The organism is Alkalibacillus silvisoli (genome assembly GCF_039521975.1).
Taxonomy (GTDB): domain Bacteria; phylum Bacillota; class Bacilli; order Bacillales; family Alkalibacillaceae; genus Alkalibacillus; species Alkalibacillus silvisoli.
In genome coordinates this window covers 53,474-79,636 of the sequence record NZ_BAAACZ010000011.1, presented here as the reverse complement: position 1 = coordinate 79,636, position 26,163 = coordinate 53,474, and the positions used below count along the sequence as shown (strand labels likewise).

23 protein-coding genes are annotated in these 26,163 nt (G+C 37.1%); 1 reads left to right on the top strand and 22 read right to left on the bottom strand.

What is annotated here, in order from left to right; genetic code table 11:
• From rpe to ABDZ63_RS07720, 12 genes are all read right to left on the bottom strand, one after another.
• Positions 1 to 660, bottom strand: a complete 660-nt coding sequence (rpe, locus tag ABDZ63_RS07775) for a ribulose-phosphate 3-epimerase (protein WP_343782880.1) — start codon at positions 658 to 660, stop codon at positions 1 to 3.
• 2 nt (positions 661 to 662) lie between these two features.
• Positions 663 to 1,544: a ribosome small subunit-dependent GTPase A gene (gene rsgA / locus ABDZ63_RS07770; RefSeq protein WP_343782879.1), complete on the bottom strand. Its 882-nt coding sequence runs from the start codon at positions 1,542 to 1,544 to the stop codon at positions 663 to 665.
• Positions 1,545 to 1,547: 3 nt separating this feature from the next.
• Positions 1,548 to 3,515, bottom strand: a complete 1,968-nt coding sequence (gene pknB, locus ABDZ63_RS07765) for a Stk1 family PASTA domain-containing Ser/Thr kinase (protein ID WP_343782878.1) — start codon at positions 3,513 to 3,515, stop codon at positions 1,548 to 1,550.
• Entirely contained in the window at positions 3,509 to 4,267 is a 759-nt protein-coding gene (locus ABDZ63_RS07760) for a Stp1/IreP family PP2C-type Ser/Thr phosphatase (protein ID WP_343782877.1), read from the bottom strand. Before ABDZ63_RS07760 ends, pknB begins: the two co-directional genes overlap by 7 nt.
• Before the next feature lie 28 nt (positions 4,268 to 4,295).
• Positions 4,296 to 5,639, bottom strand: coding sequence for a 16S rRNA (cytosine(967)-C(5))-methyltransferase RsmB (gene rsmB, locus ABDZ63_RS07755; RefSeq protein ID WP_343782876.1), 1,344 nt, complete (start codon positions 5,637 to 5,639; stop codon positions 4,296 to 4,298).
• Between the two features lie 4 nt (positions 5,640 to 5,643).
• A complete protein-coding gene (gene fmt, locus ABDZ63_RS07750; RefSeq protein ID WP_343782875.1) occupies positions 5,644 to 6,585 on the bottom strand; it encodes a methionyl-tRNA formyltransferase in 942 nt (313 codons plus the stop codon).
• 85 nt (positions 6,586 to 6,670) lie between these two features.
• Positions 6,671 to 9,079, bottom strand: a complete 2,409-nt coding sequence (gene priA / locus ABDZ63_RS07745; protein ID WP_343782874.1) for a primosomal protein N' — start codon at positions 9,077 to 9,079, stop codon at positions 6,671 to 6,673.
• Complete coding sequence (coaBC, locus tag ABDZ63_RS07740) at positions 9,076 to 10,281, bottom strand: bifunctional phosphopantothenoylcysteine decarboxylase/phosphopantothenate--cysteine ligase CoaBC (RefSeq protein ID WP_343782873.1); 1,206 nt, start codon at positions 10,279 to 10,281, stop codon at positions 9,076 to 9,078. The genes priA and coaBC overlap by 4 nt, the downstream gene beginning before the upstream one ends.
• A 153-nt stretch (positions 10,282 to 10,434) precedes the next feature.
• Complete coding sequence (gene rpoZ, locus ABDZ63_RS07735) at positions 10,435 to 10,632, bottom strand: DNA-directed RNA polymerase subunit omega (protein WP_343783191.1); 198 nt, start codon at positions 10,630 to 10,632, stop codon at positions 10,435 to 10,437.
• The gene (gene gmk, locus ABDZ63_RS07730) at positions 10,632 to 11,252 is read right to left on the bottom strand and encodes a guanylate kinase (protein WP_343782871.1); all 621 of its coding nucleotides are present in this window, start codon (positions 11,250 to 11,252) and stop codon (positions 10,632 to 10,634) included. Before gmk ends, rpoZ begins: the two co-directional genes overlap by 1 nt.
• An 11-nt stretch (positions 11,253 to 11,263) precedes the next feature.
• Positions 11,264 to 11,524, bottom strand: coding sequence for an extracellular matrix/biofilm regulator RemA (gene remA, locus ABDZ63_RS07725; protein ID WP_017186428.1), 261 nt, complete (start codon positions 11,522 to 11,524; stop codon positions 11,264 to 11,266).
• A gap of 73 nt (positions 11,525 to 11,597) precedes the next feature.
• Positions 11,598 to 12,473: a YicC/YloC family endoribonuclease gene (locus tag ABDZ63_RS07720; RefSeq protein ID WP_343782868.1), complete on the bottom strand. Its 876-nt coding sequence runs from the start codon at positions 12,471 to 12,473 to the stop codon at positions 11,598 to 11,600.
• Between the two features lie 266 nt (positions 12,474 to 12,739).
• Here ABDZ63_RS07720 and ABDZ63_RS07715 point away from each other — a divergent pair, with 266 nt between their 5' ends.
• On the top strand, positions 12,740 to 14,440 hold the full coding sequence (locus ABDZ63_RS07715) for an Rqc2 family fibronectin-binding protein (RefSeq protein WP_343782867.1): 1,701 nt from the start codon (positions 12,740 to 12,742) through the stop codon (positions 14,438 to 14,440).
• Between the two features lie 92 nt (positions 14,441 to 14,532).
• On the opposite strand, the gene pyrE is transcribed toward ABDZ63_RS07715, so the two are convergent.
• The 10 genes from pyrE to pyrR all read right to left on the bottom strand — a co-directional run bounded on the left by pyrE (position 14,533) and on the right by pyrR (position 26,033).
• A complete protein-coding gene (pyrE, locus tag ABDZ63_RS07710) occupies positions 14,533 to 15,156 on the bottom strand; it encodes an orotate phosphoribosyltransferase (protein ID WP_343782866.1) in 624 nt (207 codons plus the stop codon).
• Positions 15,129 to 15,839, bottom strand: a complete 711-nt coding sequence (gene pyrF / locus ABDZ63_RS07705) for an orotidine-5'-phosphate decarboxylase (RefSeq protein WP_343782865.1) — start codon at positions 15,837 to 15,839, stop codon at positions 15,129 to 15,131. Before pyrF ends, pyrE begins: the two co-directional genes overlap by 28 nt.
• Positions 15,812 to 16,738 (bottom strand): dihydroorotate dehydrogenase, encoded by a 927-nt coding sequence (locus tag ABDZ63_RS07700; protein ID WP_343782862.1) that lies wholly within the window; start codon positions 16,736 to 16,738, stop codon positions 15,812 to 15,814. The genes pyrF and ABDZ63_RS07700 overlap by 28 nt, the downstream gene beginning before the upstream one ends.
• Positions 16,735 to 17,496 (bottom strand): dihydroorotate dehydrogenase electron transfer subunit, encoded by a 762-nt coding sequence (locus ABDZ63_RS07695; RefSeq protein ID WP_343782861.1) that lies wholly within the window; start codon positions 17,494 to 17,496, stop codon positions 16,735 to 16,737. The genes ABDZ63_RS07700 and ABDZ63_RS07695 overlap by 4 nt, the downstream gene beginning before the upstream one ends.
• Positions 17,493 to 20,693: a carbamoyl-phosphate synthase large subunit gene (gene carB / locus ABDZ63_RS07690; protein WP_343782859.1), complete on the bottom strand. Its 3,201-nt coding sequence runs from the start codon at positions 20,691 to 20,693 to the stop codon at positions 17,493 to 17,495. Before carB ends, ABDZ63_RS07695 begins: the two co-directional genes overlap by 4 nt.
• On the bottom strand, positions 20,660 to 21,784 hold the full coding sequence (locus ABDZ63_RS07685; protein ID WP_343782858.1) for a carbamoyl phosphate synthase small subunit: 1,125 nt from the start codon (positions 21,782 to 21,784) through the stop codon (positions 20,660 to 20,662). Before ABDZ63_RS07685 ends, carB begins: the two co-directional genes overlap by 34 nt.
• A complete protein-coding gene (locus tag ABDZ63_RS07680) occupies positions 21,777 to 23,048 on the bottom strand; it encodes a dihydroorotase (RefSeq protein WP_343782857.1) in 1,272 nt (423 codons plus the stop codon). The genes ABDZ63_RS07685 and ABDZ63_RS07680 overlap by 8 nt, the downstream gene beginning before the upstream one ends.
• Positions 23,017 to 23,931, bottom strand: coding sequence for an aspartate carbamoyltransferase catalytic subunit (locus ABDZ63_RS07675; RefSeq protein WP_343782855.1), 915 nt, complete (start codon positions 23,929 to 23,931; stop codon positions 23,017 to 23,019). Before ABDZ63_RS07675 ends, ABDZ63_RS07680 begins: the two co-directional genes overlap by 32 nt.
• 23 nt (positions 23,932 to 23,954) lie before the next feature.
• Positions 23,955 to 25,295, bottom strand: coding sequence for a uracil-xanthine permease family protein (locus tag ABDZ63_RS07670; protein WP_343782854.1), 1,341 nt, complete (start codon positions 25,293 to 25,295; stop codon positions 23,955 to 23,957).
• A gap of 198 nt (positions 25,296 to 25,493) precedes the next feature.
• Complete coding sequence (gene pyrR / locus ABDZ63_RS07665) at positions 25,494 to 26,033, bottom strand: bifunctional pyr operon transcriptional regulator/uracil phosphoribosyltransferase PyrR (protein WP_343782852.1); 540 nt, start codon at positions 26,031 to 26,033, stop codon at positions 25,494 to 25,496.
• Between the last annotated feature and the right edge of the window lie 130 nt (positions 26,034 to 26,163).

Below are 26,163 nucleotides of genomic sequence, written 5' to 3'. Positions count from 1 at the left end.
CTAGACAGATTGTTCATAACTTTTTTTGATCGTTCTAACAGCAGAAGAGCGATCGTCATGGTTGAAAATAGCACTTCCTGCTACTAACACTTCTGCTCCTGCATCAACACAAGCTTTAGCTGTTGATGCTTTAACACCACCATCAACCTCAATTTCATAGTTATAGCCATATTGATTTTTCAACTCTTTAAGTCTTTCAATTTTAGATAAAGTTGACTCAATAAATGACTGACCGCCAAATCCTGGGTTTACAGTCATGACTAAAACAAGGTCGACATCCTCTAGAATGGGTTCAATTGCTGAGACTGGTGTTGCCGGATTAATAACAACTCCTGGCTTAACTCCTTCATGACGAATTTGCTGAATAACACGATGTAAGTGAGAACAAGCCTCAACATGAACTGAAATCAAATCCGCCCCAGCTTGAGCAAACTGTGGAACATAACGATCTGGATTTTCAATCATTAAATGCACATCTAAAGGTAAGTCAGTCACAGGACGAATAGCATCAACTATTAATGGACCAATCGTAATATTCGGTACGAAATGACCGTCCATAACATCAACATGGATATAATCTACATCTTGTTCGACTGATTTGATCTCATCAGCTAACTTTGAAAAATCAGCAGATAGTATTGATGGGGCTATTTTTACCATATTTAATACCTCGGCTTTCTGTTTTTAATTTCTTCATAGAATTGCTGATAGTGTTCGTATCTAAAACTTTTAATACGATTTTCTTCAACGGCTTGCTTCACTGCACATTTAGGTTCATTAATATGATTGCAACCTCTAAATTTACACCCATCTTCAAACTTTAAAAACTCTAAAAAGCAAACTCTTAAATCTTCTAAATCTAACTCATCAAAATCTAACGCACTAAAACCAGGAGTATCAGCTACAAAGCCGCCACCTAATGAATATAGCTCAACGTGGCGGGTTGTATGTTTGCCTCGACCTAAACTTTTAGAAATCTCCCCGGTTTCAATGTTTAAAGAATCATCTAAATGGTTTAATAACGTCGACTTCCCTACACCTGATTGACCTGCGATGACGGATGTTTGATTTGATAAATAAGGCTTTATTTTCGCAAATAAATCGCTCATTTCAGTTGAAATTTTAACGATGTTATAACCGATTTCTTCATAAGTGAGTATATAGTCATTGAGTTGTTCATTCAGCTTGTTATCCACTAAATCTTCTTTGCTAAATAAAATCAGAGCATCTAATCCTTTACTCTCAACAAGTACGAGAAACCGGTCCAGTAATAATGGGTTAAATTCAGGTTCAACCATAGATGTAACAACCATCGCCTGATCGACATTAGCAATAGGAGGTCTAATCAATTCGTTATCCCGCTTATGAACAGTTTGGATCGTTCCAGTAGAATCTTCTTGTAAGGAGATATCAACATAATCACCAACTAAAGGTGAAATATTCTGATTACGAAAAACACCTCTCCCCTTACATCGATAGATTTCTTCACCGACTAACACATCATAAAAACCACTTAATGCTTTAATTATTTTACCTTGGGTCATTCATTAATCCTCTCCTGATTCATAAGGAATGGTTTCCTCGTAATAAAGCTCACCTTCTTTTTCGACCCTTACCTCACCCGTCTCATCTGGTTCAATCGTCAATTCTATAGTATAAGTAGTATCTTCAAAAATAATATCTTCTTCATAAACGCTACTTATACTATTATTTTGATCTTCAACATAAATTAATATTTGCTGACCTTCAGGCTCTAATTCTTCATCTTCCTCAGCTTCTTGATCTAATTCTTCATCATAGCTTACTGTAAATTCAACCTCTTCTGTAATTGGTCTAGGTTCTGCACCTTCAGATATATAAACCAATATGGAATCACCACGCTCTAACTCAGAGTTCGACCTTGGCTCTTGTCTGATAACTCTTCCTTCAGAAAAATCATCTGAGTACTCTTGGTCAGTATCCAGTGTTAACTCATGTTCTTGTGCATAATCTTCTACTTCATCTAATGTCCAGTTAGTGAATGAAGGAATTGAAATACTTGGTGGCCCTTGGCTAACATCAAAAATAACCCGGGTATCTTCAGGTATAATTTCTTCTCCAGGTTCTGGTTGAATTTGATTAATAATTTCACCTACTGGTTGTTCTGACTCTCGCTCGTACTTAACCACTTCACCATATCCATTAGCTTCTAAATAACGTCTCGTTTGGTTGAAATCGCTCCCTACATAGTCAGGAAATTCTACCTTTTCCTGTCCAAGACTAGTATATAATCTAACAGTAGAACCTTCTTTAATAGTTGAACCACTACTAGGTTGAGAACGAATCACATAACCATCTTCTACTTCATCAGAAAATACAGATTCACGCTCTACCTCTAAATCCAAATTAGACAATTCAGTCACCGCTTCTTCATAACTATAACCTTCTAAATCTGGCACCGTCACATCATCAGGCATAAACAGTCCTGGTAATACAAATAAAGCAAAAAGAAATGCAGTGAGTAAAAGAGCTAAAGCAGAAGTTATAATAATAACCCATTTTTTCGATTTCTTCTTTTTAGTTTCTTCACCATGATTGGTAGAAACGATTGTATCGTCATCATTAGCATTTACATCTTGAGATTGAATAGCTGGTATGATTTTCGTGTCTTCACCTTCTTCTTCTGGTGGAAGATATCTTTCTTCATTTAATCTTGATTGATCAAATACTGTTTCGATATTTTCCCGAAACTCTTCGATTGATAGAAACCGATGAATTGGATTTTTCACAGTTGCTTTTAAAACGACATTTTCTAAACTTTGTGGTATTTCAGGATTAAAGCTTCGGACAAAAGGTGGTTCTGTCTGCATATGTTTAAGTGCAATCGAAACAGCCGATTCACCTGAAAATGGTAATCTTCCTGTTAAAAGCTCGTACAAGACGATCCCTAATGAATAAATGTCAGACTTTTCAGTTGCAGTCCCACCACGAGCTTGCTCTGGTGAAAGGTAATGGACTGAGCCCATTACATCATTTGTTTTCGTTATCGATGTCGAACTAAGTGCTCTCGCTATGCCAAAGTCTGTAATCTTCACATTACCTTGGTGGTCGATTAATATATTTTGTGGCTTTATATCGCGGTGAATAATGCCATTATCATGTGCATGTCTTACTGCATCAGATAACTGAACCATGATTCGAACTGCTTCATGCATTGAAACAGTCCCTTTATGTTGGATATATTCTTTCAATGTCATGCCATCAATATATTCCATCACCATGTAATGAATATCATCTTCTTGACCAACATCAAAAATATTAACAATATGTTCATTCGATAAACTTATAGCGGCTTCCGCTTCACGACTAAACCTCGCTTTAAATTCTTCATGATTTGAATACTCCATCTTCAGAATTTTAATCGCTACATCACGGTCTAGGATTAGGTCTTTACCTAAGTAAACATTGGCCATTCCTCCGCCGCCAACAAATTGTATAATTTTATATCTTTCGTTTAATACATTTCCGATCACCATGTACCATCACCCGATTCTACATCTGTAAAACTAATCAAAGCTACAGTAATATTATCTTCACCACCGCGATGGTTGGCTTCATTTAACAGTTTATCCACTTTTTCTTCCTCAGTTTCATTTTTACTCACAATATCAAGAATGTCTCCGTCTGATAATTTGTTCGTTAAACCATCAGTACATAACAAACAGTAAGAACCACTTTGCCATGGGTAGGTTAACGTATCAACTGACACTTCATCCTCAGTTCCTAATGCACGTGTTAATACATTTTTTCTAGGGTGCGATTCTGCTTCTTCCTTGGTAATTTGCCCTTGTAAAACAAGTTCATTTACAAACGAATGGTCTTCAGTTTTTTGCTCTATAGTCTCTTCTGTTATATGGTACAAACGGCTATCACCAATGTGAGCCACGACAATTTGTTCTCCTAAAATTGTAGCAGCAATTAACGTTGTTCCCATGCCTTTGCATTCAGTGTTATTTTGTGCATGTTCCTTTAACACATCATTAGCTTCTTTAATAACAGTCTCTAGCCAAACTTCTAACTCTTCACTATCTTTAAAGGCTAATGCCGCCTCCCAATACTCTTTAAGCTTTTCTACAGCAAGTCGACTGGCGACATCACCAGCTTGGTGTCCGCCCATTCCATCAGCAACAATGGCAAGTAGCTGACGGTCAGTGTTATAGAAGACACCACCAAAATCTTCATTTGCTTCTCGAATTTTCCCCTTGTCTGTTTTAAAAACAGCATGCATTCTTCCATGCACCTCACTTCATTTCAATTTACTTATAACGTAAGCGCGTTATAAAAAAACCATCTGCATTAAAGTCTTGTGGGAATATTTGAATGCCGTACTCTGTTATACCAGCTAATTTATGACAAACAGTCGGCAATTCTTCAAAAAATGTTGGGTCAATTTCTAATTCAGAATGATCGTTTAATAACTGAATGATTTGTTCTTCATTTTCATGCCGGTCTACGGTGCATGTACTATATACTAGTTTACCATTTTCCTTTAATAATGGAATAACCGATCTTAATAAATCATACTGATTTTGTGCTAATTGGTATATGTTATCTTCTTTTTTATGATATTTAATATCAGGCTTACTCCTTAGTACTCCAAGGCCTGTACAAGGTGCATCAAGTAAGATTCGATCAAATGTGTTTGGGTCATGATTGTCTTCTAACTCACGACTATCATATGCTTTCGTTTCAATATTAGTTAAACCTAATACTCGCGCTTTCTCATTAATAAGTTTCACTTTTGATTGATGTAAGTCATAAGCGTAAATTTCACCTTGTGAGAGCATTTTTTCAGCAATGTGTGTGGTCTTACCACCTGGTGCACTACACGCATCTAACACTTTCATATCTGGTTTAACATCTAACATTTCTGAGACTAACATCGACGTTTCATCTTGTATTGTTAGTGATTCAGGAAAAAGTTCACTATGTAATACATTGCCTTTAACAACATTTAACCCTTGTTCTGATAGAGGAGACCTTTCTACGTCAATTCCTTCCTCACTCAACTGACTTATGGCTTGTTTGATCTCTATTTTCATAGGTTGAATGCGCACTGAAACTTGTTTCGACTCAATATTTGATTGACACATATCTTTTGTCAGATCAAATCCGTACTGTGACTCCCACCTTCTAACTAACCATTCAGGATGACTTGTTTCAATAGCTAAACGCTCTAGCTCATCTGTAATCGTATCAAATGACGGTACACCTTTTCGTTGAACATTTCTTAACACACCATTGACAAAACCGCTAATACCTTTGTGTCCTTTTTTCTTAGCGGTGGTTACCGCTTCATTAATTACCGCATGGTCAGGTACACGAGATAAATAGACCATTTGATAAACTGACATTCTTAAAAGGGTTCTAACCCAATGATCCATTTTCTTCTTCCCGACAAAAGGTTCTAAATAAAAATCGAGAGTCATTTGACGTTGTAATGTACCGTAAACGATTTCTGTTAACAGCCCTTTATCTTCCTGCTTAACTTGATGTTGTGAGATTGCCTGATTAATTAAAATATGACTAAACCCACCACTCTCACTTACACGCTGTAATAACTGTAATGCAATATCTCTTACTGTTTTTTGTTTAGTCATATCATCACCCTAGTTTCTCTCCAGTTTCAAAAAAGTCTTTTGATCCTCTTAGAAAGTCAGTTGCCTTCATTCGTTTTTTACCAGCAGGTTGTAATTCTGTAATCTTGATTAACTTCCCATCACCAGTTGCAACAAAGACCCCTTCATGTTCATCGACTTTAACTATTGTTCCAAAAGCTTGGTTAGTGTCTTGGTGCACTTTCTCACTCCACCAAATCTTAAGTGTTTGATTTTGATAAGTTGTAAAAGCTACTGGCCATGGGTGTAATCCTCGAACCTGGTTATAAACCTCTTGTTGTGTTCGACTCCAATCAATTCGTTCTTGTTCACGTTTAATATTAGATGCAAATGTTGCTTCTTCATGATTTTGCTCTATAGGTTTAATTTCATTCGCAAACAGTTTCGGCAACGTTTCAACTAATAAATCGGCACCCACTTCAGATAACTTATCATGTAATGTGCCAACATGATCATCTTCTTCAATTTTGACACGATCTTTTGCAATCATCGCTCCAGCATCTAGCGCTTCAACCATATACATTATTGTCACACCAGTCTCCTTATGCCCTTCTAAGATAGCATAGTGAATCGGAGCACCACCTCGCAAGTTCGGTAATAAAGAAGCATGAACATTAATACATCCAAATGGTGGGACTTCTAAAATTTCTTTAGGTAATATTTGACCGTAAGCCGCTGTTACTATTAGATCTGGCTTATAATCTAATATTTCTTGATAGTCAGTTTTTATTTTTTCGGGTTGAATGACCGGGATCTTGTGTTTCATTGCACACTCTTTAACAGGCGGTGGTGTTAATACTTTTTTTCTTCCCTTAGGTCGGTCTGGTTGAGTTACGACTGCAACTACTTGGTTTTTTTGTTCAATCATTTTCTCTAATACAGGGACACTAAAATCTGGTGTTCCCATAAATACAATACGCTTTGTCATATATAACTCCTTTTTTTCTACAAAACTCTTTAAAAGTCCGTTATTTAAATTAATTAATATACCAACACAATATTTTAAAAGCCTTTTACATAAAATAATACGGTTCAAAGTCGACAGTTAATTGTAAGTCTTCTCTATTTATTTCTTTTTGAAAAGTATTTAATACATTTTCTAACGGTTTATCAACGTCGGTACGGCTTTTATATTTTATCATCAATTGATAACGAAAACGATCTTTAATTCTTAACATTGGTGAAGGAGACGGGCCCATTAATTGGACTGTCTCTCCAAGCTGTTCACTTAACAAATTAGCTATTTTTTGTGAGACTTCAACAGCCTTAACATGATTCTCATGGGAAATGTTAATTAAAACTAAAAAGTAATAGGGTGGATATAAAAACCTTTTTCTAACTTGCATCTCACGTTTAAAAAAGCCTTCAAAATCATATTGAGCTGCTAATTTTACTGTATAATGCTCAGGTGTATAAGTTTGGACAATAACTTCACCAGGTAGTTCATGCCTGCCTGCACGACCACTAACTTGTGTTAATAATTGAAATGATTTTTCAGAAGCTCTAAAGTCTGGTAAATGAAGGATCGCATCAGCAGCAATTACTCCAACTAATGTCACATTCTCAAAATCTAACCCTTTAGCGATCATCTGTGTGCCTAATAAAATATCGGCTTCTTGATTACCAAACTTCTTTAATAATCTTTCATGTGCACCTTTTCTGCTTGTCGTATCAACATCCATACGAATGATTCTTGCTTGTTCAAAGTGCTCCTTTAAAGCTTCTTCAACTTTCTGAGTGCCAGTTCCAAAAAAACGAATGGCTTCGCTTTCACATTCTGGGCACTGATTTGGCATTGCTTGTTCTTCATTGCAGTAATGGCACTTTAGTTTATGATTTGTCCGGTGGTAAGTCATTGAAATATCACAATGTTGGCATTGTACAGTTTCACCACACTCCCGGCACATGACAAAAGTGGAGTAGCCTCTTCTATTTAACATTAAAACAACTTGTTCTTTACGTTTAATTCTGTCGTTAATTTTTTCAACTAATGCATCAGAAAACATCGTGCGATTTCCTTTTTCTAGTTCTTTTCGCATATCGATGATTTTCATATCCGGTAAAGCTTGCTCGTTTACACGTTCAGTTAATTCTAATAATTGATAGACACCTTTTTGTGCTCGTGCATAGCTTTCTAATGTCGGAGTGGCACTTCCTAAAATAACAGGACATTGGTGATATTTCCCTCGATATTTCGCGACTTCTCTAGCATGATATTTCGGATAATCTTCTTGCTTATAAGTCGTTTCGTGTTCTTCATCAATTATAATAATTCCGATATTTTCAAAAGGAGCAAAAATTGCCGATCTCGCCCCAACAACGACTTTCACCTCTTTACGGTGGATCTTGCGCCATTCATCATATTTCTCACCAGTTGATAGACCACTATGTAAAACAGCAACATCATCACCAAAACGAGATTTAAATCGTGTGACCATTTGAGGGGTAAGTGCGATTTCTGGTACTAGAACAATGGCTTCCTTGTCATCTTGTAACACTCGGTCAATGGATTGTAAGTAAACTTCAGTCTTACCACTTCCGGTTACACCGTGTAATAGAAACATTTCATGCTTAATTTGATTAATCTGATCTATTACAGGGTTAATCACGTTTTGTTGTTCACTTGTTAAGGGAAGTGGCTTTGTTAATTCATGATTGGCTTGATGGGGATCACGGTAAATTTCTTTTTGAACAAGTTTAATTAAACCTTTTTTCTCAAGTGATTTAATAGGCGCTCTAGTCACATCAACGTGTTGCATTAATTCCTTCAATCGTAGAGGCTTATCATGATCGAGTAAATATTCAATAACATTACGTTGCTTTTTAGCTTGTTTACCAAGTTCATCTAATTGTTCAATTAACTTAACTTCCTCAACCATTCTCTCAACATATGTATCGGTCTTAACTTTGTTTTTCCCTTTTACAACATACTTAATTTCAATTAATTGTTCTTCAACAAACTTAGATATTTCCTTCGCTTTAATCCCTGCGCTTTCTAACTCTTCAAATGGAAAAACCTCTCTACCTTGTGTGAACATTTGCCACTCAAACGGCAGTTGGTCTTCTTCTGTGATTAGCCACACTTCTTTTTCATACTTCGCTTTAAAAACAGCTGGTAGCATTGCTTGTAGTGCTGACACTCTAAAGCAAAGCGTTTCTTGTTGTAACCATTTAGAAAGGTCTAGTAATTCACGGGTTAAAACCGGTTCATAATCCATGACTGAATCGATCTTCTTTAGCTTATCAAAGTGACTGAAATCCGTTACCTCAATAACAAAACCCATTACTTTACGGGGACCAAATGGAATAATCACTCTTACACCTGGTTTTACAACTTGTTGTAATTGTTTTGGTATTTCATAATCAAATAATGAATCAATCGCGGATACAGCTACGTCTACAACAACTTTCGCTACTTTCAACTACCATCACCTGACATTTCACCTATGAAAATAGAGAATAATTGAGATGCAATTTCGTGTTTAGATTTTAAAGGGATCGCTTTATTAAAACCTTTATTTGTTAGAACATGTACTGCATTCGTGTCTGATTTAAACCCATTCTGCTCTTCACTAATATCATTAATCACAATCGCGTCTAAATTTTTCCGTTCAAGCTTACCTTGACCATACTCAAGTAGCTTGTCCGTTTCAGCAGCAAATCCTACTAAATATTGATCTGTTTTAAGCTTACCTAACGTTTTTAAAATATCATCAGTTCTCTCCATCTCAATCATTAAGTCATCATCTTGCTTCTTCATTTTGCGAGAATGTTGTTTTTTAGGGCGATAATCAGCAACTGCTGCTGCTTTAATAACAATATGCTGCTCATTAAACTGTTTAGTAACAGCATCATACATGTCTTTAGCTGATGTTACGTTAATTACTTCTACACCAACTGGTTCATCTAGTTGTACTGGTCCTGTGACTAAGGTTACTTCAGCACCTAACTGCCTCGCTACCTCAGCAATCGCAAAGCCCATTTTCCCCGATGAATGGTTCGTAAAGTAACGAACCGCATCAACCACTTCTATCGTCGGTCCGGCTGTTACTAAGACTTTCTTCCCTGCTAAGGGTTGTTCTTTAGACTGATGTTGTTCTATTACCTCAATAATTCTCTCTGGCTCTTCTAAACGCCCTTTCCCTACATAACCACAAGCTAAATAACCATCACCTGGTTCAATAAAGTGATAGCCATAACCTTCTAGTGTTTTTAAATTCGTCTTGACTGAAGGATGATCATACATATGGACATTCATTGCTGGGGCGACATAAACTTTAGCAGTTGTTGCTAGTAAAGTCGTCGTTAACATATCATCAGCAAGTCCACTTGCAACACGACCTAGTAAATGGGCTGTTGCAGGGGCTAAAATAATCGTATCAGCCCAATCGGCTAAATCGATATGAGCGATTTTTTCAGGGTTCTTTTCATCAAAAGCATCTGTATAAACCGGGTTACGTGATAACGCCTGAAACGTTAACGGATTAACAAATTGTGTTGCTCCTTCAGTCATTATTACCTTTACATCATAGCCACGTTGAACTAATTTACTTGTCAGTGCACAAGCTTTATAGGCTGCGATCCCACCTGATACACCTAGCAAAACTTTTTGACCTTGTTTCATCGTCTCTCCTCCAAGATTATCGTTTATAACATGTACGAAAAAGAACAACCTGAATAGCAGGTTGTTCTTTTCGGATAAGTCAATATCGTGCGCTAGGTGGTGAATTCAAAAACACTAATCCAACACCAACCTGCATGCGCGAATTTTCCTTGTTTATTTATAGTCTTCTACCGTTAGTTTATCATCCATAATCTCTTCTAACGCTTGACCTACATACTTAGGTGACCTGTGATTGTCTAGCATATAATTCTGTTCTTCATGTAACTCTCGTGCACGCTTAGCTGAGGTAATCACTATGGCATACTTAGAGTCAATTTTATTTAATAAGTTATCAATAGACGGCTCTAAAATCACAATTCAACACTCCCTATAGCTTTTTTGTATTGACTAGCAATACGCTCTCGTTTGCAATGTTCACTTATGACTATTGATTCAATTCGACTGACAGCGTTCTCAATATCATCATTAACAACCACGTAATCATATGCGTCCATCATGTCGATTTCTTTTTTCGCTTCTAATAAACGATTTCTAACGAGGTCTTCTGTTTCAGTCCCACGGTTAATAATCCTGTTTTTCAATTCTTCTAAACTTGGTGGGAATAAGAAAATGAACACACCTTCTGGGAAGTTTTCTTTAACTTGCATAGCACCTTGAACTTCAATTTCTAAAAAGACATCGCGTCCTTCTTCTAATGTTTGTTCCACATATGCTTTAGGTGTTCCATAATAGTTCCCTACATACTCAGCATACTCGATTAATTCACCTTGTTCAATCATCTTCAAAACGTCTTCTTTTGCTTTAAAGAAGTAATCAACACCATCCTTTTCACCTTCACGGGATGGCCTTGTTGTTACAGATATTGAATAGGCTAAATCAGGGTCTTGGTCGAATAATGCTTTTCTAACGGTTCCTTTTCCTACACCAGATGGTCCCGAAAGAATAAATAAAATACCTTTTTCATCTTTCACAACAGTTCCTCCTAGTTGTCGATGTTCATATCCTCATTAACGACACGTTGTCCTACTGTTTCTGGTTGTACAGCGGATAAAATAACGTGGTCACTATCTGTTACAATTACAGCTCTTGTTCGTCTTCCATATGTAGCATCAACTAGCTTATTATTATCACGTGCAACCGTAATAATACGTTTGATCGGGGCTGATTCGGGTGATACGATCGAAATAATTCGATTAGCAGAAACAACATTTCCAAATCCGATATTAATTAATTTTAAATTCATCCTCTTCTCCCCTAACATTTTATTCTTATATAATAACACTATTATAGTCTAAAAATAATCAAAAACTCAAATATTATTCAATATTTTGGACTTGTTCTTTAATTTTCTCAATCACACTCTTTAAAGCTACTGCAATCTTACTTAGTTGAACATCATTAGATTTAGAACCAATTGTATTCGCTTCTCGGTGCAATTCTTGTGTTAAGAAATCTAAACGTCTACCAATCGCCTCATCACTATTGACTAGCCCTCTAATTTGCTCAACATGTGATAGAATCCGCGTGATCTCTTCTGTTATATCTCCTTTATCTGTTAAAAGCGCGATCTCTTGTAACAAACGACTTTCGTCAATAGATATCTCACCAAACTCTTTTAAACGAGTAGAAACTTTGTCATAGTAAGCTTGTTTAATTTCATCTTTCTCCTCATCTAATTGACTTGTCATTCGTTCAATTTCTTCACAATATTTTAATACATCATGCTTTAAAGCTTCTCCTTCTTCAACACGCATAGCATACACATCGTTTATTGCCTCATCCATAGCCCTATATAATGCTTCTTCAACTTCAGCACCTAATTCACCTTGTTCTTCGAGTACAAACACATCATCTAATTGAAACAATTGGTCTAACTTAAATTCACCTTCGATTTTCGTCTGTTGTTTAATTTCCTCAATACGTTGAATATACTGATTTAAAATTGGCCAGTTTACACGAATCGTTTGGTCTTTTAAAGATTGACCATTAATATGTATAAAAATATCGACACGGCCACGTACAACAAAATTTTTTATTTGCTTTTTCATTTGTTCTTCAAATGGCATTAATTCTCGTGGCATTTTAAAAGAATAATCTAAGAATCGATGATTAACAGTTTTAACTTCAACAGATAGTTGTAAATCGTCTAATTTTTGAATTGCTTGCCCATATCCAGTCATACTTTTTACCATAAGATCACCATTTCCTATTACCTTTTATCACGTTGCAACCGTCCATAGGGTTTTGTTTCAAATCTTCAAAGCAATTAAAGTTATTAAGCTAGGATTAACGGACGCTACTAAACTGCAGCTACTCTAAGCACCAGTGGGATGAGGAACCCTTGCTGACCTGAAGTTCATCTTATATTGTCGCATTAAATGGAACCAATTTTCAACTGTTAACGGCTATTAATGAATTGATTGTTCGTGCTATACTTAACTATTATGAGGTGATAAATATGCCATTTGATGGAGTCGTAACAAGAGCTGTTACAAATGAATTAAAAGGTTTAGAAGGTGGCCGCATCCAAAAGATCTATCAACCAACGGGTAGTGAGCTAATTCTCACTGTTAGAAATAAAGGCACAAACCATAGCCTACTGATCTCAACTCATTCAAGCTATGCTAGAGCCCACTTAACTGATCAAAAGTTCACAAACCCTAAAGAACCTCCAATGTTTTGTATGGTTTTAAGGAAATATTTGGCTGCAGGCTTTATTGATCGAATCGAGCAAGTCGATTTAGAAAGAATTATTCATATTTCCATTCGAAGTAAAGATGAAATTGGTGATGAAAAGAATAAAATACTTATAATTGAATTAATGGGAAAACATAGTAATGCGATACTAGTAGACCCAGAGCGACATGTAATTTTAGATAGTTTGAAACATATATCCCCAGCGCAAAACCGTCACAGAACGATCTTACCAGGGCAAACCTATATCGCCCCACCAGAACAAGGTAAGATCAACCCATTATCACTTGATGGTAATGAATTTGTTAAGAAACTTGACTTTAACCAAGGTAAAATTGACAAACAAATGATGAACTTGCTAATGGGCTTTTCACCAGTCATTACACAATCATTAGCAAACCAAGCTTATTTAGGGTCAAATGAGCAATATGCTAAAGCATTCGATTCCTTTAAACACCCTATTGCTGAACATGATTACGAACCAAAGATTTTTACAGGGACAAAAGAAGACTTTCACGTGTTAAAAGGCGTTAACTTAGCAGGTGAAGTGGAGACCTTTAACTCAATTAGTGCTATGTTAGATACGTATTATGAAGGTAAAGCTGAACGTGATCGTGTTAAAAATCAAACCCATGACATAATGCGATTACTAAAAAATGAAAAAGCTAAAAACGAGCGTAAAATTAAAAAGCAACAAATAACGTTAAAAAAAGCTGAGAAAGCTGATGATTACCAAAAATCCGGAGAGTTATTAACAGCACACCTACACCGCGTAAAACAAGGTGATGAAACGGTGTCTGTAATGGATTATTATGACCCTGAACAAAATGAAATAACACTTCAATTAAATCCTAACAAAACACCGAGCGAGAATGCTCAACATTACTTTAAACAATACCAAAAGCTTAAGAAATCAAAAGAAATCGTCCACGTTGAAATAGAAAAAGCGAAAAAAGAAATTGAATATCTGGAGCGTTTAATTCAACAATTAGAACAAGCACGTGAAGACGACATTGAGGATATACGTGAAGAGCTACAAGAAGAAGGCTATATTAAAAAAAGGCAAAGCAAAACTAAAAAGAAGAAACAAAAATGGGTTACCCCAGATCACTACCAATCATCAGACGGAACTGAAATTATCGCAGGACGTAATAATAAACAAAATGAATTCATCACCAACAGGATGGCTAATAAAGAGGATCTTTGGCTTCATACAAAGGACATCCCAGGTTCGCATGTTATAATACGCTCAAATGATCCAAGTGAAAAGACCATATTAGAAGCAGCCATGATTGCAGCTTATTACAGTAAAGCTAAATTATCTTCTTCTGTTCCGGTTGACTACACGAAGATCAAGCATGTAAGAAAGCCAAATGGAGCAAAACCAGGTTACGTCACATACGAAAACCAGCAAACCGTTTATGTAACTCCAGTTGAGAAAGAAATAAACAAATTAAAAGCATAAGATATCCAAAGTTACTTTAAGGGAAATGTATCCCGACATATTTTAAGGCGAACACCGAATTAATTCGGTGTTCGCCTTATTCCTTATTCTCCTTACTTCAAAATCAACGCATTTCTCCAATTTAATAATCCCTCTTGTTCGCGTTCTGTCAATTCACCTTGCTTAACTAAGACAGATACAACATCATCAAATGTGACGAGGCTTTCATACTTGAGGGCTACTTGTTCGAAGTTATCTTTAGCTTCTTTTAATCCATAGGTAAAAATGGATAAGACTTTTTCCACATGAAAACCTTGATCTCTTAAAGCCTGAGCCGCTTTAATTGCACTTTGTCCTGTTGAAATTAGATCTTCAATTACAACAACACGACCACCCTCATTAACGTGTCCTTCAATCATGTTTTCTAGTCCATGACCTTTTGGCTTACTGCGAACATAAATCATTGGTAAGTTCAATTGTTCAGATACGAACGCAGCATGAGGTATTCCTGCTGTTGCACAGCCTGCTATAACATCAATTTTATTTCGGTCGATTTTCCAAGCAAATGCTTTAGCAATTAAACGTCTCACCTCAGGATACGACATCGTTAAACGATTATCACAATAAATTGGTGATTCAATGCCAGATGACCATATAAAAGGATCTTGTGTATTTATTTTTAATGCGTGAATATTGATTAACTTTTCAGCTATTGTTGGATGTAAGATCTCGACCACTCCTTTATCACTTGTTCATAAGCATCTTTAGGATTTGAAGCTTTAGTTACAGTACGTCCTACAACAATCATGTCACCACCATATCGTTTAGCTAAAGATGGAGTAGCAACACGTTGTTGATCATCATGACTGCTGTTATTCAATCTGATGCCAGGGCTTAATGTGAGGAATTGTGCTCCACACACCTCTTTAATAATTGGGATTTCATATACAGAACTAACAACACCATCTGCACCATTCTGCCTACTTATTGAAGCGTAATGTTTGACTGTTTCTTCCATTGAATAGGGTATATAAAGCTCTTCTTCTAGCATTTGTTGATTAGTAGAGGTTAATTGTGTAACAGCGAGCAATTTCACTTTACTTCCTTCTGCAATCAAGCCTTCTTTAGCCGCTTCGATCATTTTTGCTCCTCCAGCTGCATGGACATTCACATAATTTAAGTCATACTGCGCTAAGCTTCGCATCGATTCTTTAACGGTATTCGGAATATCATGGAGTTTTAAGTCTAAGAAGATTGGATGTCCTTTTTGTTTTAAATAATTTAAAATCCGCTCTCCTTCACGATAGAACAATTGCATTCCGACTTTAACAGGGACTCCGTTTAATTCATGACCTTCTAACAACGCTTTAGCATCATTAAACCCTTCAACATCTAAAGCAAGATAGATTGATTGTGACATCCCTGTTCCCTCACTTCCTGCAATGAACCAAAGCCATATTGTCTAAGCGTTTCTGGTAATTCATCTATTAACCTTTTACAAATAAACGGATCTTTAAAGTTAGCTGTTCCAACTGCAATCGCATCAGCACCCGCTAATAAAAACTCTAAAATGTCTTCAGTGGATGTAATACCGCCCATACCAATTATTGGTAGGTCAATCTGTTGTCTTACCTCATGAATCATTTTAATGGCAATAGGTTTAATAGCAGGGCCTGACAAGCCACCAGTTCCGTTTGCAATAATCGGCTTTTTTTTATTTAAGTCAATTCGCATTCCTGTTAAAGTATTGATCATCGAAAGTCCATCTGCACCAGCTTTATATACCGCATCTGCAATAGCTACTACATCTGTTACATTCGGTGATAACTTGACAAAAACTGGCTTTGTACTGACTGATTTCACTGCTTTTGTCACCTCATAGGCTAATTGTGGGTCAGTACCAAATTGCACTCCGCCTTCTTTTACATTTGGACATGATATATTCAGTTCTATTGCTTTAATAGCCGGCTCATCAGTTAACTTAGATGTAACTTGAACATATTCTTCTAAAGTACTACCAGCGACATTGGCAATAATCGGTGTGTCATAGTTTTGTAGGTATGGTAATTCATCCTTTATAATCCCATCGACACCTGGGTTTTGTAAGCCAATAGCATTGAGCATACCTGAAGAAGCTTCAGCTACGCGAGGTGTCGGATTACCGTAACGTGCTTTTCCTGTTGCAGCTTTGATTGCGATTGCACCTAATTCATTTAAATTATAAAATGGACTAAATTCTTTACCAAAGCCAAAACAACCAGAAGCAGGCATAACCGGATTCTTTAATTCCACCTCTCCTAAAGAAACGTTTAGATTCATAGAATCACCTCACTCGCTTTTAATACAGGACCATCTTGGCAAATTTTGACGTATCCTTTATCATTAGTGTGCTCACAGACGCATGCAAAGCAAGCACCAATCCCGCACCCCATTCGCTCTTCTAACGATAAATAGCCATTCAAGTGACTCATTTGATTTTGTACGGCCTTTAACATCCCACTGGGGCCACAGGCATAATAAGTTGTAAAGGGTTGATTAAGCTTTTCAATAACCTTTGTCACCTGTCCTTTATAGCCATATGAACCATCATCTGTTGTAATCTTTGTGTTAGCGAATTGCTGAAATTGAGTTTCATAGAAAACAGCTTCTTTTGTTTGAAAACCTAAAACAGCTGTTACATGATTGTGCTGTGATAGTTTTTTAGCTAGGTGGTATAGAGGAGGAACACCTACTCCTCCACCAACAATTAATATATGATCATGATTATGGTGTTCTATGTTAAAGCCATTTCCTAATGGTCCTAATACATTCAGTTGCCCCTCTTGTTCTAACTGACTTAACCAATGAGTTCCTTTCCCCGTTACTTTGTAAATAATCGTCATGGTCTTTTCTTCATCATTGACTTCAGCAATTGAGATTGGACGCCTTAACATAAACTCTTCTCCTTCTCCAATTTCAATGTGAATGAATTGACCTACTTGTACCAAGCTTGGAATTTCCTCACCTTTTAACACCATCTCATAAGTATCTAGGGCGATTAATTGGTTTCTGACAACTGTTAAGGGTTCTTGTTTCATACTGTCACAACCTCTTGTTTAGGCATTGGGCTTGCAGAGAAACTCATAGATTCTATGACACTTAACATGGCTTCTGCTGTATCTAAGGAAGTTAAGCAAGCTATGCCATGTTCAACAGCTTCACGTCGAATTCTAAACCCATCGGTGTGTGTCTGCTTCCCACGAGATAGTGTATTAATTACTAATTGAACCTGGCCTTCTTCAATGACATTTAAAATGTGACGCTCACTGTCATCGATTTTGTTCACTTCTTCAACAGGGAGTCCAGCATGTTGAATCGCACTTGCTGAGCCTGCCGTTGCTAATAGTTGAAAACCTAATGAGTGAAAACGAGTTGCTAAGTTAACCATTTCTTCCTTGTCCTCATCAGCAACCGTTAATAACACAGCACCATCAGTTGGAATTTTTAATCCTGATGCGATAATTCCTTTATACAGTGCCTTTTCTAATGTATGATCACGACCAATGACCTCTCCTGTTGATTTCATTTCTGGACCTAATGTAATGTCAACGCTTCTTAACTTCTCAAATGAAAAGACAGGAACCTTCACAGATATAGCTGTGTCTTCTTCTAATAACCCTGTAGTAAATCCTAATTCGGATAATTTTTTACCTAGCATCACTTGAGTCGCTAAGTTAGCCATCGTTACACTTGTTACTTTACTTAGAAAAGGTACTGTTCTACTCGACCTTGGGTTAACTTCTAATACATAAACTTGCCCTTCATGATAAACGAATTGAATATTAATTAACCCTTTTATATTTAGTTCTCTAGCAATCTCGGTTGTAATCTCTTTACATGTTTGTTTAATTGATTCTGGAATACTTTGCGTTGGGTAAACAGCAATTGAGTCACCTGAGTGAACGCCAGCCCGCTCGATATGCTCCATCATGCCTGGGATCACAACTGTTTCACCGTCACTAATCGCATCTACCTCTAACTCTTGACCGACTAAATAACGGTCGATTAAAACAGGACGGTTAGGGTGGACATTAACTGCTTCTTCCATGTATCGATTAAGATCACTTTCCTCATAAACAATCTCCATCGCTCGCCCACCTAACACATAAGATGGTCTTACTAAAATTGGATAACCAATTTCTCGAGCTAAACCGATTGCCTCTTCTTTACTTGTTGCGATTTTCGCTTTTGGTCTGGCGATATTTAATTTCTCTAGCATTTGTTCAAATCGATCCCGGTCTTCAGCGCAGTCGATCGACGCTTTAGATGTCCCTAAAATGTTAACTCCGCGTTCTACTAGTTGATCGATTAGTGAAATTGCTGTTTGACCACCGAATTGTACGATAACGCCTTCAGGTTGCTCTAAATTAACCACATGCATAACATCTTCAATCGTTAAAGGTTCGAAATAAAGTTTATCTGATATATGAAAATCAGTTGAAACCGTCTCAGGGTTGTTATTAATGATAATGGCTTCATACCCTGCTTCTTTCAAAGCTAACACTGAATGAACTGTTGCATAATCAAACTCTATTCCTTGCCCAATTCGAATTGGCCCTGAACCTAACACTAAGACTTTCTTACGATTAGATGCTAGTGATTCAGTTTCTTGTTCATACGTACTGTAAAAATAAGGTGTTTCTGATTCGAACTCTGCAGCACAAGTGTCAACCATTTTGTAGACAGGTTCGATAGACTGCTCGACTCGCCAGTCATAGACTACTTTTTCATCAGTATGCCACAACCGTGCTAAAGCTTGATCTGAAAACCCTAAACGCTTAGCTTGCTTCATCGTTTCTATATTCCATTGTTCTTCTTTTAATTGGTTTTCAAAGCTAATCAGTTCGATAATTTTGTGTAAGAACCATCGATCTATTTGTGTTATATTAAATAATTCTTCAAGTTGATACCCTCTTCTTACGGCTTCAGCGATTAAAAACAATCGTTCATCATCTGCTTTTTGAAGTCTCATCAGCAATTCAGTTGTTCCGATTTGTTTTAAATCCGGTAAATAAAGTTCAAATGTGCCAATTTCTAAGGAACGAACAGCTTTTTGTAATGACTCTTCAAAGTTACGCCCAATAGCCATTACCTCGCCTGTTGCTTTCATTTGTGTCCCAAGCGTTCTATTAGCTGCTTGGAATTTATCAAATGGCCAACGCGGAATCTTCGTAACAACATAGTCCAATGCCGGTTCAAAATGAGCGTAGGTACGGCCTGTTACTGGGTTTTTCATTTCATCTAATGTAAGTCCAACTGCGATCTTTGCTGCTAGTTTAGCAATTGGATAGCCTGTTGCTTTAGATGCTAATGCAGATGAACGACTAACGCGTGGGTTAACTTCTATGACATAGTACTGAAAGCTATTCGGATCTATTGCTAGCTGGACATTACAACCACCTTCAATATTCAAAGCGCGAATGATGTTTAAGGATACATCGCGTAACATTTGGTATTCACGATCACTCAATGTTTGAGAAGGTGCAACAACGATCGAATCCCCCGTATGGACTCCAACCGGATCAAAGTTTTCCATATTACAAACGACAATCGCATTATCACTTGAGTCTCTCATCACTTCATATTCAATTTCTTTAAACCCTGCGATGTTTCGTTCAACAAGACACTGATTGGCTGGAGATACGGATAGTCCGTTTTGAACCGTATTAATTAATGATTGTTCATCATCACACATACCCCCACCAGTACCTCCTAGTGTGTAGGCTGGTCTAACAATAATCGGATAACCAATTTTATTAGCAAACGTTACAGCTTCATCAACTGTACTAACAATAGTACTTTCAGGAATAGGTTCATCTAGTTCTAACATGAGCTTTCGAAACAGGTCACGATCTTCTGCTTTTTCAATAGCTTCTAAATTCGTCCCTAATAATTCAACTTCGTATTGGTTTAATACACCTCTTTTTTCTAACTCAATTGCTAAGTTAAGGCCAGTTTGACCACCTAATGTAGCTAATAAAGCATCTGGTCTTTCTTTACGAATAATTTTAGCTAAAAATTCTGGTGTTAAAGGCTCCATATAGACAACATCAGCAATCGTTTCATCTGTCATAATCGTAGCCGGATTTGAATTAGCTAAAATGACTTCATACCCTTCTTCTTTTAAAGCTTGGCATGCTTGAGTTCCAGAATAATCAAACTCAGCTGCTTGACCAATAATGATTGGTCCCGATCCGATTACTAAGATCCTACGAATGTCTGTTCTTTTTGGCATGATCGAACCCCTCCTGATTTTTCCTTATTCATTAACTCTATAAATTGATCAAACAGTAGATTAGAATCATGTGGACCTGGTGAGCTTTCAGGGTGAAACTGTACTGAAAATATAGGTAGGTTTTCATGTTCTAAGCCTTCTACTGAATCATCGTTAATAGCTATATGAGTGACCTTTAAAAACGTTTGTTCAATCGATGATCGTGATACCGTATATCCGTGGTTTTGTGAAGTCATCCACACATCACCTGATTCTATACACTTTACAGGATGGTTCGCCCCGCGATGTCCAAACTTTAACCTTTCTGTATTAGCGTCACAAGCTAAAGCGATGAGTTGATGGCCTAAGCATATGCCGAAGATTGGCACTTGCCCAATCAGTCCTTTTACCAAGTCAATCCCCTCTGTAACATCTTTCGGGTCACCTGGTCCATTAGAGAGCATGACACCATCAGGTTGTAATTGCATGACCTCATCAGATGTAATGTCATAAGGGACGACTGTAACATGGCAGCCTCGCTCAGTTAATTCACGTAAAATCCCATGTTTCATACCGTAATCGATTAATACAACACGAGAACCTCTACCGGGTACAATGTAAGGCTTTACGGCTGATACTTGACTGACTTGATCAGTTTGTAGTGATGCGTGATTCACTTCACTAATTAACTGATCTAATTTAGATAAATCGTCAATTAATACGCCTTTCATCGTACCTGTTTGTCTTATCTTTTTAACTAAACTTCTCGTATCAATTCCTTCAAGTCCAGGAATTCCTTTCTGCTTTAAATATTGACCTAAAGACATCTCACTTCTAAAGTTAGAAGGAAACTTCGCTGCCTCTTTAACAATTAACGCTTGTAAGGCTGGTCTTACCGTTTCAAAATCATCACGATTAATGCCGTAATTCCCGATCAGTGGATAGGTCATCACAACCATTTGGTTACAATATGAAGGGTCTGATAACGTTTCTTGATATCCTGTCATTCCTGTTTGAAAGACAACTTCGCCGATAAACCTATTCACCTCAGCACCAAACGCCATCCCCTCATAAACTGTTCCATCTTCTAGTAATAAGTATCGTTTAGACATGTGCTTCCTCCTTTTCCCAGACGACCTTGCCATTAACCATTGTTAAAGTTGGGACTCCTTTAACTTTCCATCCATCAAAAGGTGTATTATGACCTTTTGAGTAAAATGAGTTTACATCAATATTCTCTTCTTGGTTAAAGTCGATTAAAACAAGATCAGCAGGGCTACCAATTTGTAATGTTCCATAAGATAAGTTAAATAGCTTGGCTGGCTTAATGGTTAACCAATCAATTAGTTGTTGTAACGTTATTAAATTGTTTTCTACAAAATGGGTATATAATAATGGGAAAGCTGTTTCTAACCCGACAATACCAAAAGGTGACTTTAAGAACCCTTGTGATTTTTCATCATTTGTATGTGGTGCGTGATCAGTTGCAATACAATCAATGGTTCCTTCGATCAACCCTTCAATTAAGGCTTGACGGTCTGCTTCACTTCTTAGAGGGGGATTCATTTTATAACGCGCATCATCTTCAGGAATATCATTTTCACTTAGAAGTAAATGATGCGGTGTTACTTCGGCTGATATTTTAATACCAGCTTTTTTAGCATCACGAATGACACGAACAGATTCTTTTGTACTGACGTGACAAACATGATAGTGACAGCCTGTTGCTTCTGCTAAAAGTACGTCACGTGCAATGTGAACTGATTCACTTACAGAAGGGATAGCTTTAAGGTTCATCTCATTACTTTTATCTCCATCATGCATAACACCGTTATAAATTAAGGTGTTATCTTCACAATGGGCTACGACTGGCATATTTAGCTTTGCTGCTTCTTGCATAGCTTCATACATTTTACCTGCCGATTGTACACCTACACCATCATCAGTAAACGCAACAGCATCTAATTGTTTTAATGATTGAAAGTCTACTAAATCATGACCTAATTGACGCTTTGTAATCGATGCATAAGGTAATACACGGACGTTTGCATTCTTTTCAATCAAATCATTTACATACTTTAAATTATCTTCATGATCTGGAACTGGGCGTGTATTTGGCATTGCACATACAGTTGTAAATCCACCTCGAGCGGCAGCCATAGACCCGGTAGAAATCGTTTCTTTCGCTTCACCACCTGGCTCGCGAAAATGAACATGTAAATCTACAAAACCAGGAAATAAATGCTGGCCTTTACCATCAATCACGTGATCAGCTTCTAAATACTCGTCTTGATTCATTCCTTTAATGACACCATTTTCAATTAATACATTAACCATAACTTCTTTAAACTTGACATTCTGAATCACTGTTTTCATGAAAAGCTCCCCCTTTTTGCAAACAATTGGTTATAATGGCTTGGCGTATAAAGACACCATTGTTCATTTGTTCAAATATCTTTGACCGTGGACTTTCAACTAAACTTGAATCTATTTCAACTCCTCGGTTGACTGGAGCAGGATGCATAATAATACTGTTATCTTTCATCATTTGTTCTCTTTTGATAGTAAGACCAAATTGTTCTAGATAAGATTGTTGATCATAAGAGACACCACCATGCCGCTCTTTTTGCACGCGGAGTAGCATTAATACATCTGAATCTAACGCGGCCTGATCCATGTCTATATAGGGAAATGGCAACTGTTCATCTTGCCATTTTTCTTTAGCTACTAACCGAATATTAGCTCCTAATCGGCTTAAAGCATAGGCATTAGATTTTGCAACGCGACTATGTTTTATATCACCACAAATCGCAACTTGTAACTGATCAAATTGGTTAAAACTTTCTTTAATCGTCATTAAATCTAGCAACGATTGAGTCGGATGTTCTCCTGTACCATCACCACCATTGATGATCGGAATATTTAAGTCTGTTAATTGTTCGAAATACCGCTTTTCAGGGTGACGGATGACAATAAAATCCGCCCCTAATGCTTCAATGGTTTTTACTGTGTCATATAATGATTCGCCTTTAGATACACTTGAGGTTTCTTTAGAGAAAGACAGCAGTTTGATCCCTAATTTATGACAAGCCATCTCAAAGCTTAATTTTGTCCTCGTAGATGGTTCATAAAATAAAAGCGCTCCGACTAACCCATTCAAGTTAACCTTTTGTTTTTCTTCTTTAAAAGATTGCGCTTGATTTAACAATTCGTTAATTTCATGATTTGTTAGGTCATCCATTTTTAATAGATTCATCATTTCACATCCTTTAAATGAATTGTTTAATTGTCAAACATATTGCCGTTACCTAAAGCATGCTCTCGTCCTGGTAAAAGCAGGTTTAACATGACACCAACAAATGTCGCAAGCGCTAGTCCAGGGATTTCAATTGAATCGGTCACTGGTATGACTGCTCCTCCAATACCAATGACTAAAATAACTGAAGAAATGATTAAATTTCTTTTCACCCCTAAATCCACTTGATTATCAATTAACATCCGCATGCCGCTTGATGCAATAACACCAAAGAGTAGAATCGAAACGCCACCCATAACAGCTTCTGGAATTGACTCAATTAAGACAGCTATAAGATCCACAAATCCGAAGAAAATCGCTAACAAAGCAGCTCCTCCGATGACAAACACACTAAACACTCGCGTAATGGCTAACACCCCGATATTCTCACCATAAGTCGTATTCGGAGGTCCACCTAAGACAGAGGCAATCAATGTTGCCGCACCATCACCCATTAGCGATTTATGAAGACCGGGCTTTTTAATAAAATTACGGTTCGTCACTTTTGATAAGACCATCTGATCTCCGATATGTTCTGTTATCGTTACAAAAGCAACAGGCACCATAATTAACACGACCGATAATGTTAAAACATCAAGAGGTTGATAGTCTATGAATGGAATGATAAAGTCGGGTGTTACAAACAATGCACTAATAAATTCTCCAACTGAACTACTGCTCGTTAAATTTGCCCAACTTTCATTTAAACCATTTGTATTAACAATGCCTGTAAAAAGCGCTGTGACATAACCCCCTACAATACCAAGTAAGATCGGAATCACATTCCAAAACCCTTTAAAAAATGCTGAAGCTATAACGGTAATCAGTAATGTTATAATCGCAACAAAGACGTATGTTAATTGCACTTCGCCGTTTTGGCCATACATAGCCATATCAATTGCTGTTGGTGCTAACCCTAAACCTATGACCATAATGACTGGCCCAACTACGACTGGAGGCAATATTTTAAGTAACCAATTCACACCGCTAAATTGAATCATGAGTGCAACAACACCATACACAATACCTGCAATAAAAGCTCCCATCATTGCTCCAGGTAGTCCGTCTGCTGCACTGGCTGCTATGATCGGGGCTATAAATGCAAAACTAGAACCGAGATAAGCTGGTATTTGTCCGCGCGTTATGAGTAAGTATGCTAATGTTCCTATACCGCTAGTAACTAATGCAACATTCGGTGGCATTTCGATTAAGTATGGAACTAAAATCGTCGCACCAAACATCGCAAATAAATGTTGTAAGCTTAGTAAAAACCATTTATTTAGGCTCGGGACTTCTTGAATATCTAATACTTTATTCTCTCTATTCACGTTTAACTCCCCTTTGTTAATTACTAAAACAAAAAAACTCTTTGCGAAAGGTCGCAAAGAGTTACACGTACACATCTATACTACTCCCCAAATGTACGCTTACTTCACGACCTTCTTAGCCTCTCTGGACTATTTTAAAGGCCATGCCAAATTGATCAGTTCGATCAATTTGAACATTATTAACTTGTTAAAATTTATTTATTCGTAAATACTCACTTGCTCATCATCATCAACCTCACTGAGTTGAACTTTAATGACTTCTTGAAGTGAGGTAGGAATATTTTTACCTACATAGTCAGCCCGAATTGGTAATTCACGATGACCACGGTCAATTAGTACAGCTAGTTGAATTTGCTTCGGACGGTCTATATCCATAACCGCATCCATTGCCGCACGGACCGTTCGCCCTGTAAAAAGGACATCATCGACTAGAATAACTGTTTGACCATTTAATTCATGATCAATTTTAGATTGATTCACATGAGCTTCATCATGTTCATCCATGTTGGATAAGTCATCACGATATAATGAAATATCAAGTTCGCCAGTTGGTACTGTTACGCCTTCGATTTGTTCAATAGCAGCTTGAATACGTCTTGCTAAAGGCATCCCTCTCGTTTTTATTCCAACTAGAACTAAATCATCCGTTCCTTTATTTCGTTCAATAATTTCATGAGATATTCGCTTTACTGCTCTTGATACGGCTGGTTGATCTAATAATTGTGTTTTTTCTTGCAAACCAAACCCTCCTACTAAAAACATTAAAAAACCCTCTTTTGCTACACAAGGTAACAAAAGAGGGTATAGATAGACATACTAATCCCATACTTTATCATCGTTACCTTGTTAGCCTCTCTGGACTATTTTT

Bases quoted from the DNA above. Each gene is read 5' to 3' on its own strand.
- ABDZ63_RS07700 (WP_343782862.1), bottom strand. From the start codon at position 16,738: ATGAATCTAAACGTTTCTTTAGGAGAGGTGGAATTAAAGAATCCGGTT.
- ABDZ63_RS07680 (WP_343782857.1), bottom strand. From the start codon at position 23,048: ATGAAAACAGTGATTCAGAATGTCAAGTTTAAAGAAGTTATGGTTAAT.
- rsgA (WP_343782879.1), bottom strand. From the start codon at position 1,544: ATGACCCAAGGTAAAATAATTAAAGCATTAAGTGGTTTTTATGATGTG.
- ABDZ63_RS07685 (WP_343782858.1), bottom strand. From the start codon at position 21,784: ATGTCTAAACGATACTTATTACTAGAAGATGGAACAGTTTATGAGGGG.
- rpe (WP_343782880.1), bottom strand. From the start codon at position 660: ATGGTAAAAATAGCCCCATCAATACTATCTGCTGATTTTTCAAAGTTA.
- rsmB (WP_343782876.1), bottom strand. From the start codon at position 5,639: ATGACTAAACAAAAAACAGTAAGAGATATTGCATTACAGTTATTACAG.
- ABDZ63_RS07720 (WP_343782868.1), bottom strand. From the start codon at position 12,473: ATGGTAAAAAGTATGACTGGATATGGGCAAGCAATTCAAAAATTAGAC.
- ABDZ63_RS07715 (WP_343782867.1), top strand. From the start codon at position 12,740: ATGCCATTTGATGGAGTCGTAACAAGAGCTGTTACAAATGAATTAAAA.
- pyrF (WP_343782865.1), bottom strand. From the start codon at position 15,839: ATGTCACAATCAATCTATCTTGCTTTAGATGTTGAAGGGTTTAATGAT.
- ABDZ63_RS07695 (WP_343782861.1), bottom strand. From the start codon at position 17,496: ATGAAACAAGAACCCTTAACAGTTGTCAGAAACCAATTAATCGCCCTA.
- coaBC (WP_343782873.1), bottom strand. From the start codon at position 10,281: ATGAAACAAGGTCAAAAAGTTTTGCTAGGTGTATCAGGTGGGATCGCA.
- ABDZ63_RS07675 (WP_343782855.1), bottom strand. From the start codon at position 23,931: ATGATGAATCTATTAAAAATGGATGACCTAACAAATCATGAAATTAAC.
- carB (WP_343782859.1), bottom strand. From the start codon at position 20,693: ATGCCAAAAAGAACAGACATTCGTAGGATCTTAGTAATCGGATCGGGA.
- remA (WP_017186428.1), bottom strand. From the start codon at position 11,524: ATGAATTTAAAATTAATTAATATCGGATTTGGAAATGTTGTTTCTGCT.
- ABDZ63_RS07760 (WP_343782877.1), bottom strand. From the start codon at position 4,267: ATGCATGCTGTTTTTAAAACAGACAAGGGGAAAATTCGAGAAGCAAAT.
- pknB (WP_343782878.1), bottom strand. From the start codon at position 3,515: ATGGTGATCGGAAATGTATTAAACGAAAGATATAAAATTATACAATTT.
- fmt (WP_343782875.1), bottom strand. From the start codon at position 6,585: ATGACAAAGCGTATTGTATTTATGGGAACACCAGATTTTAGTGTCCCT.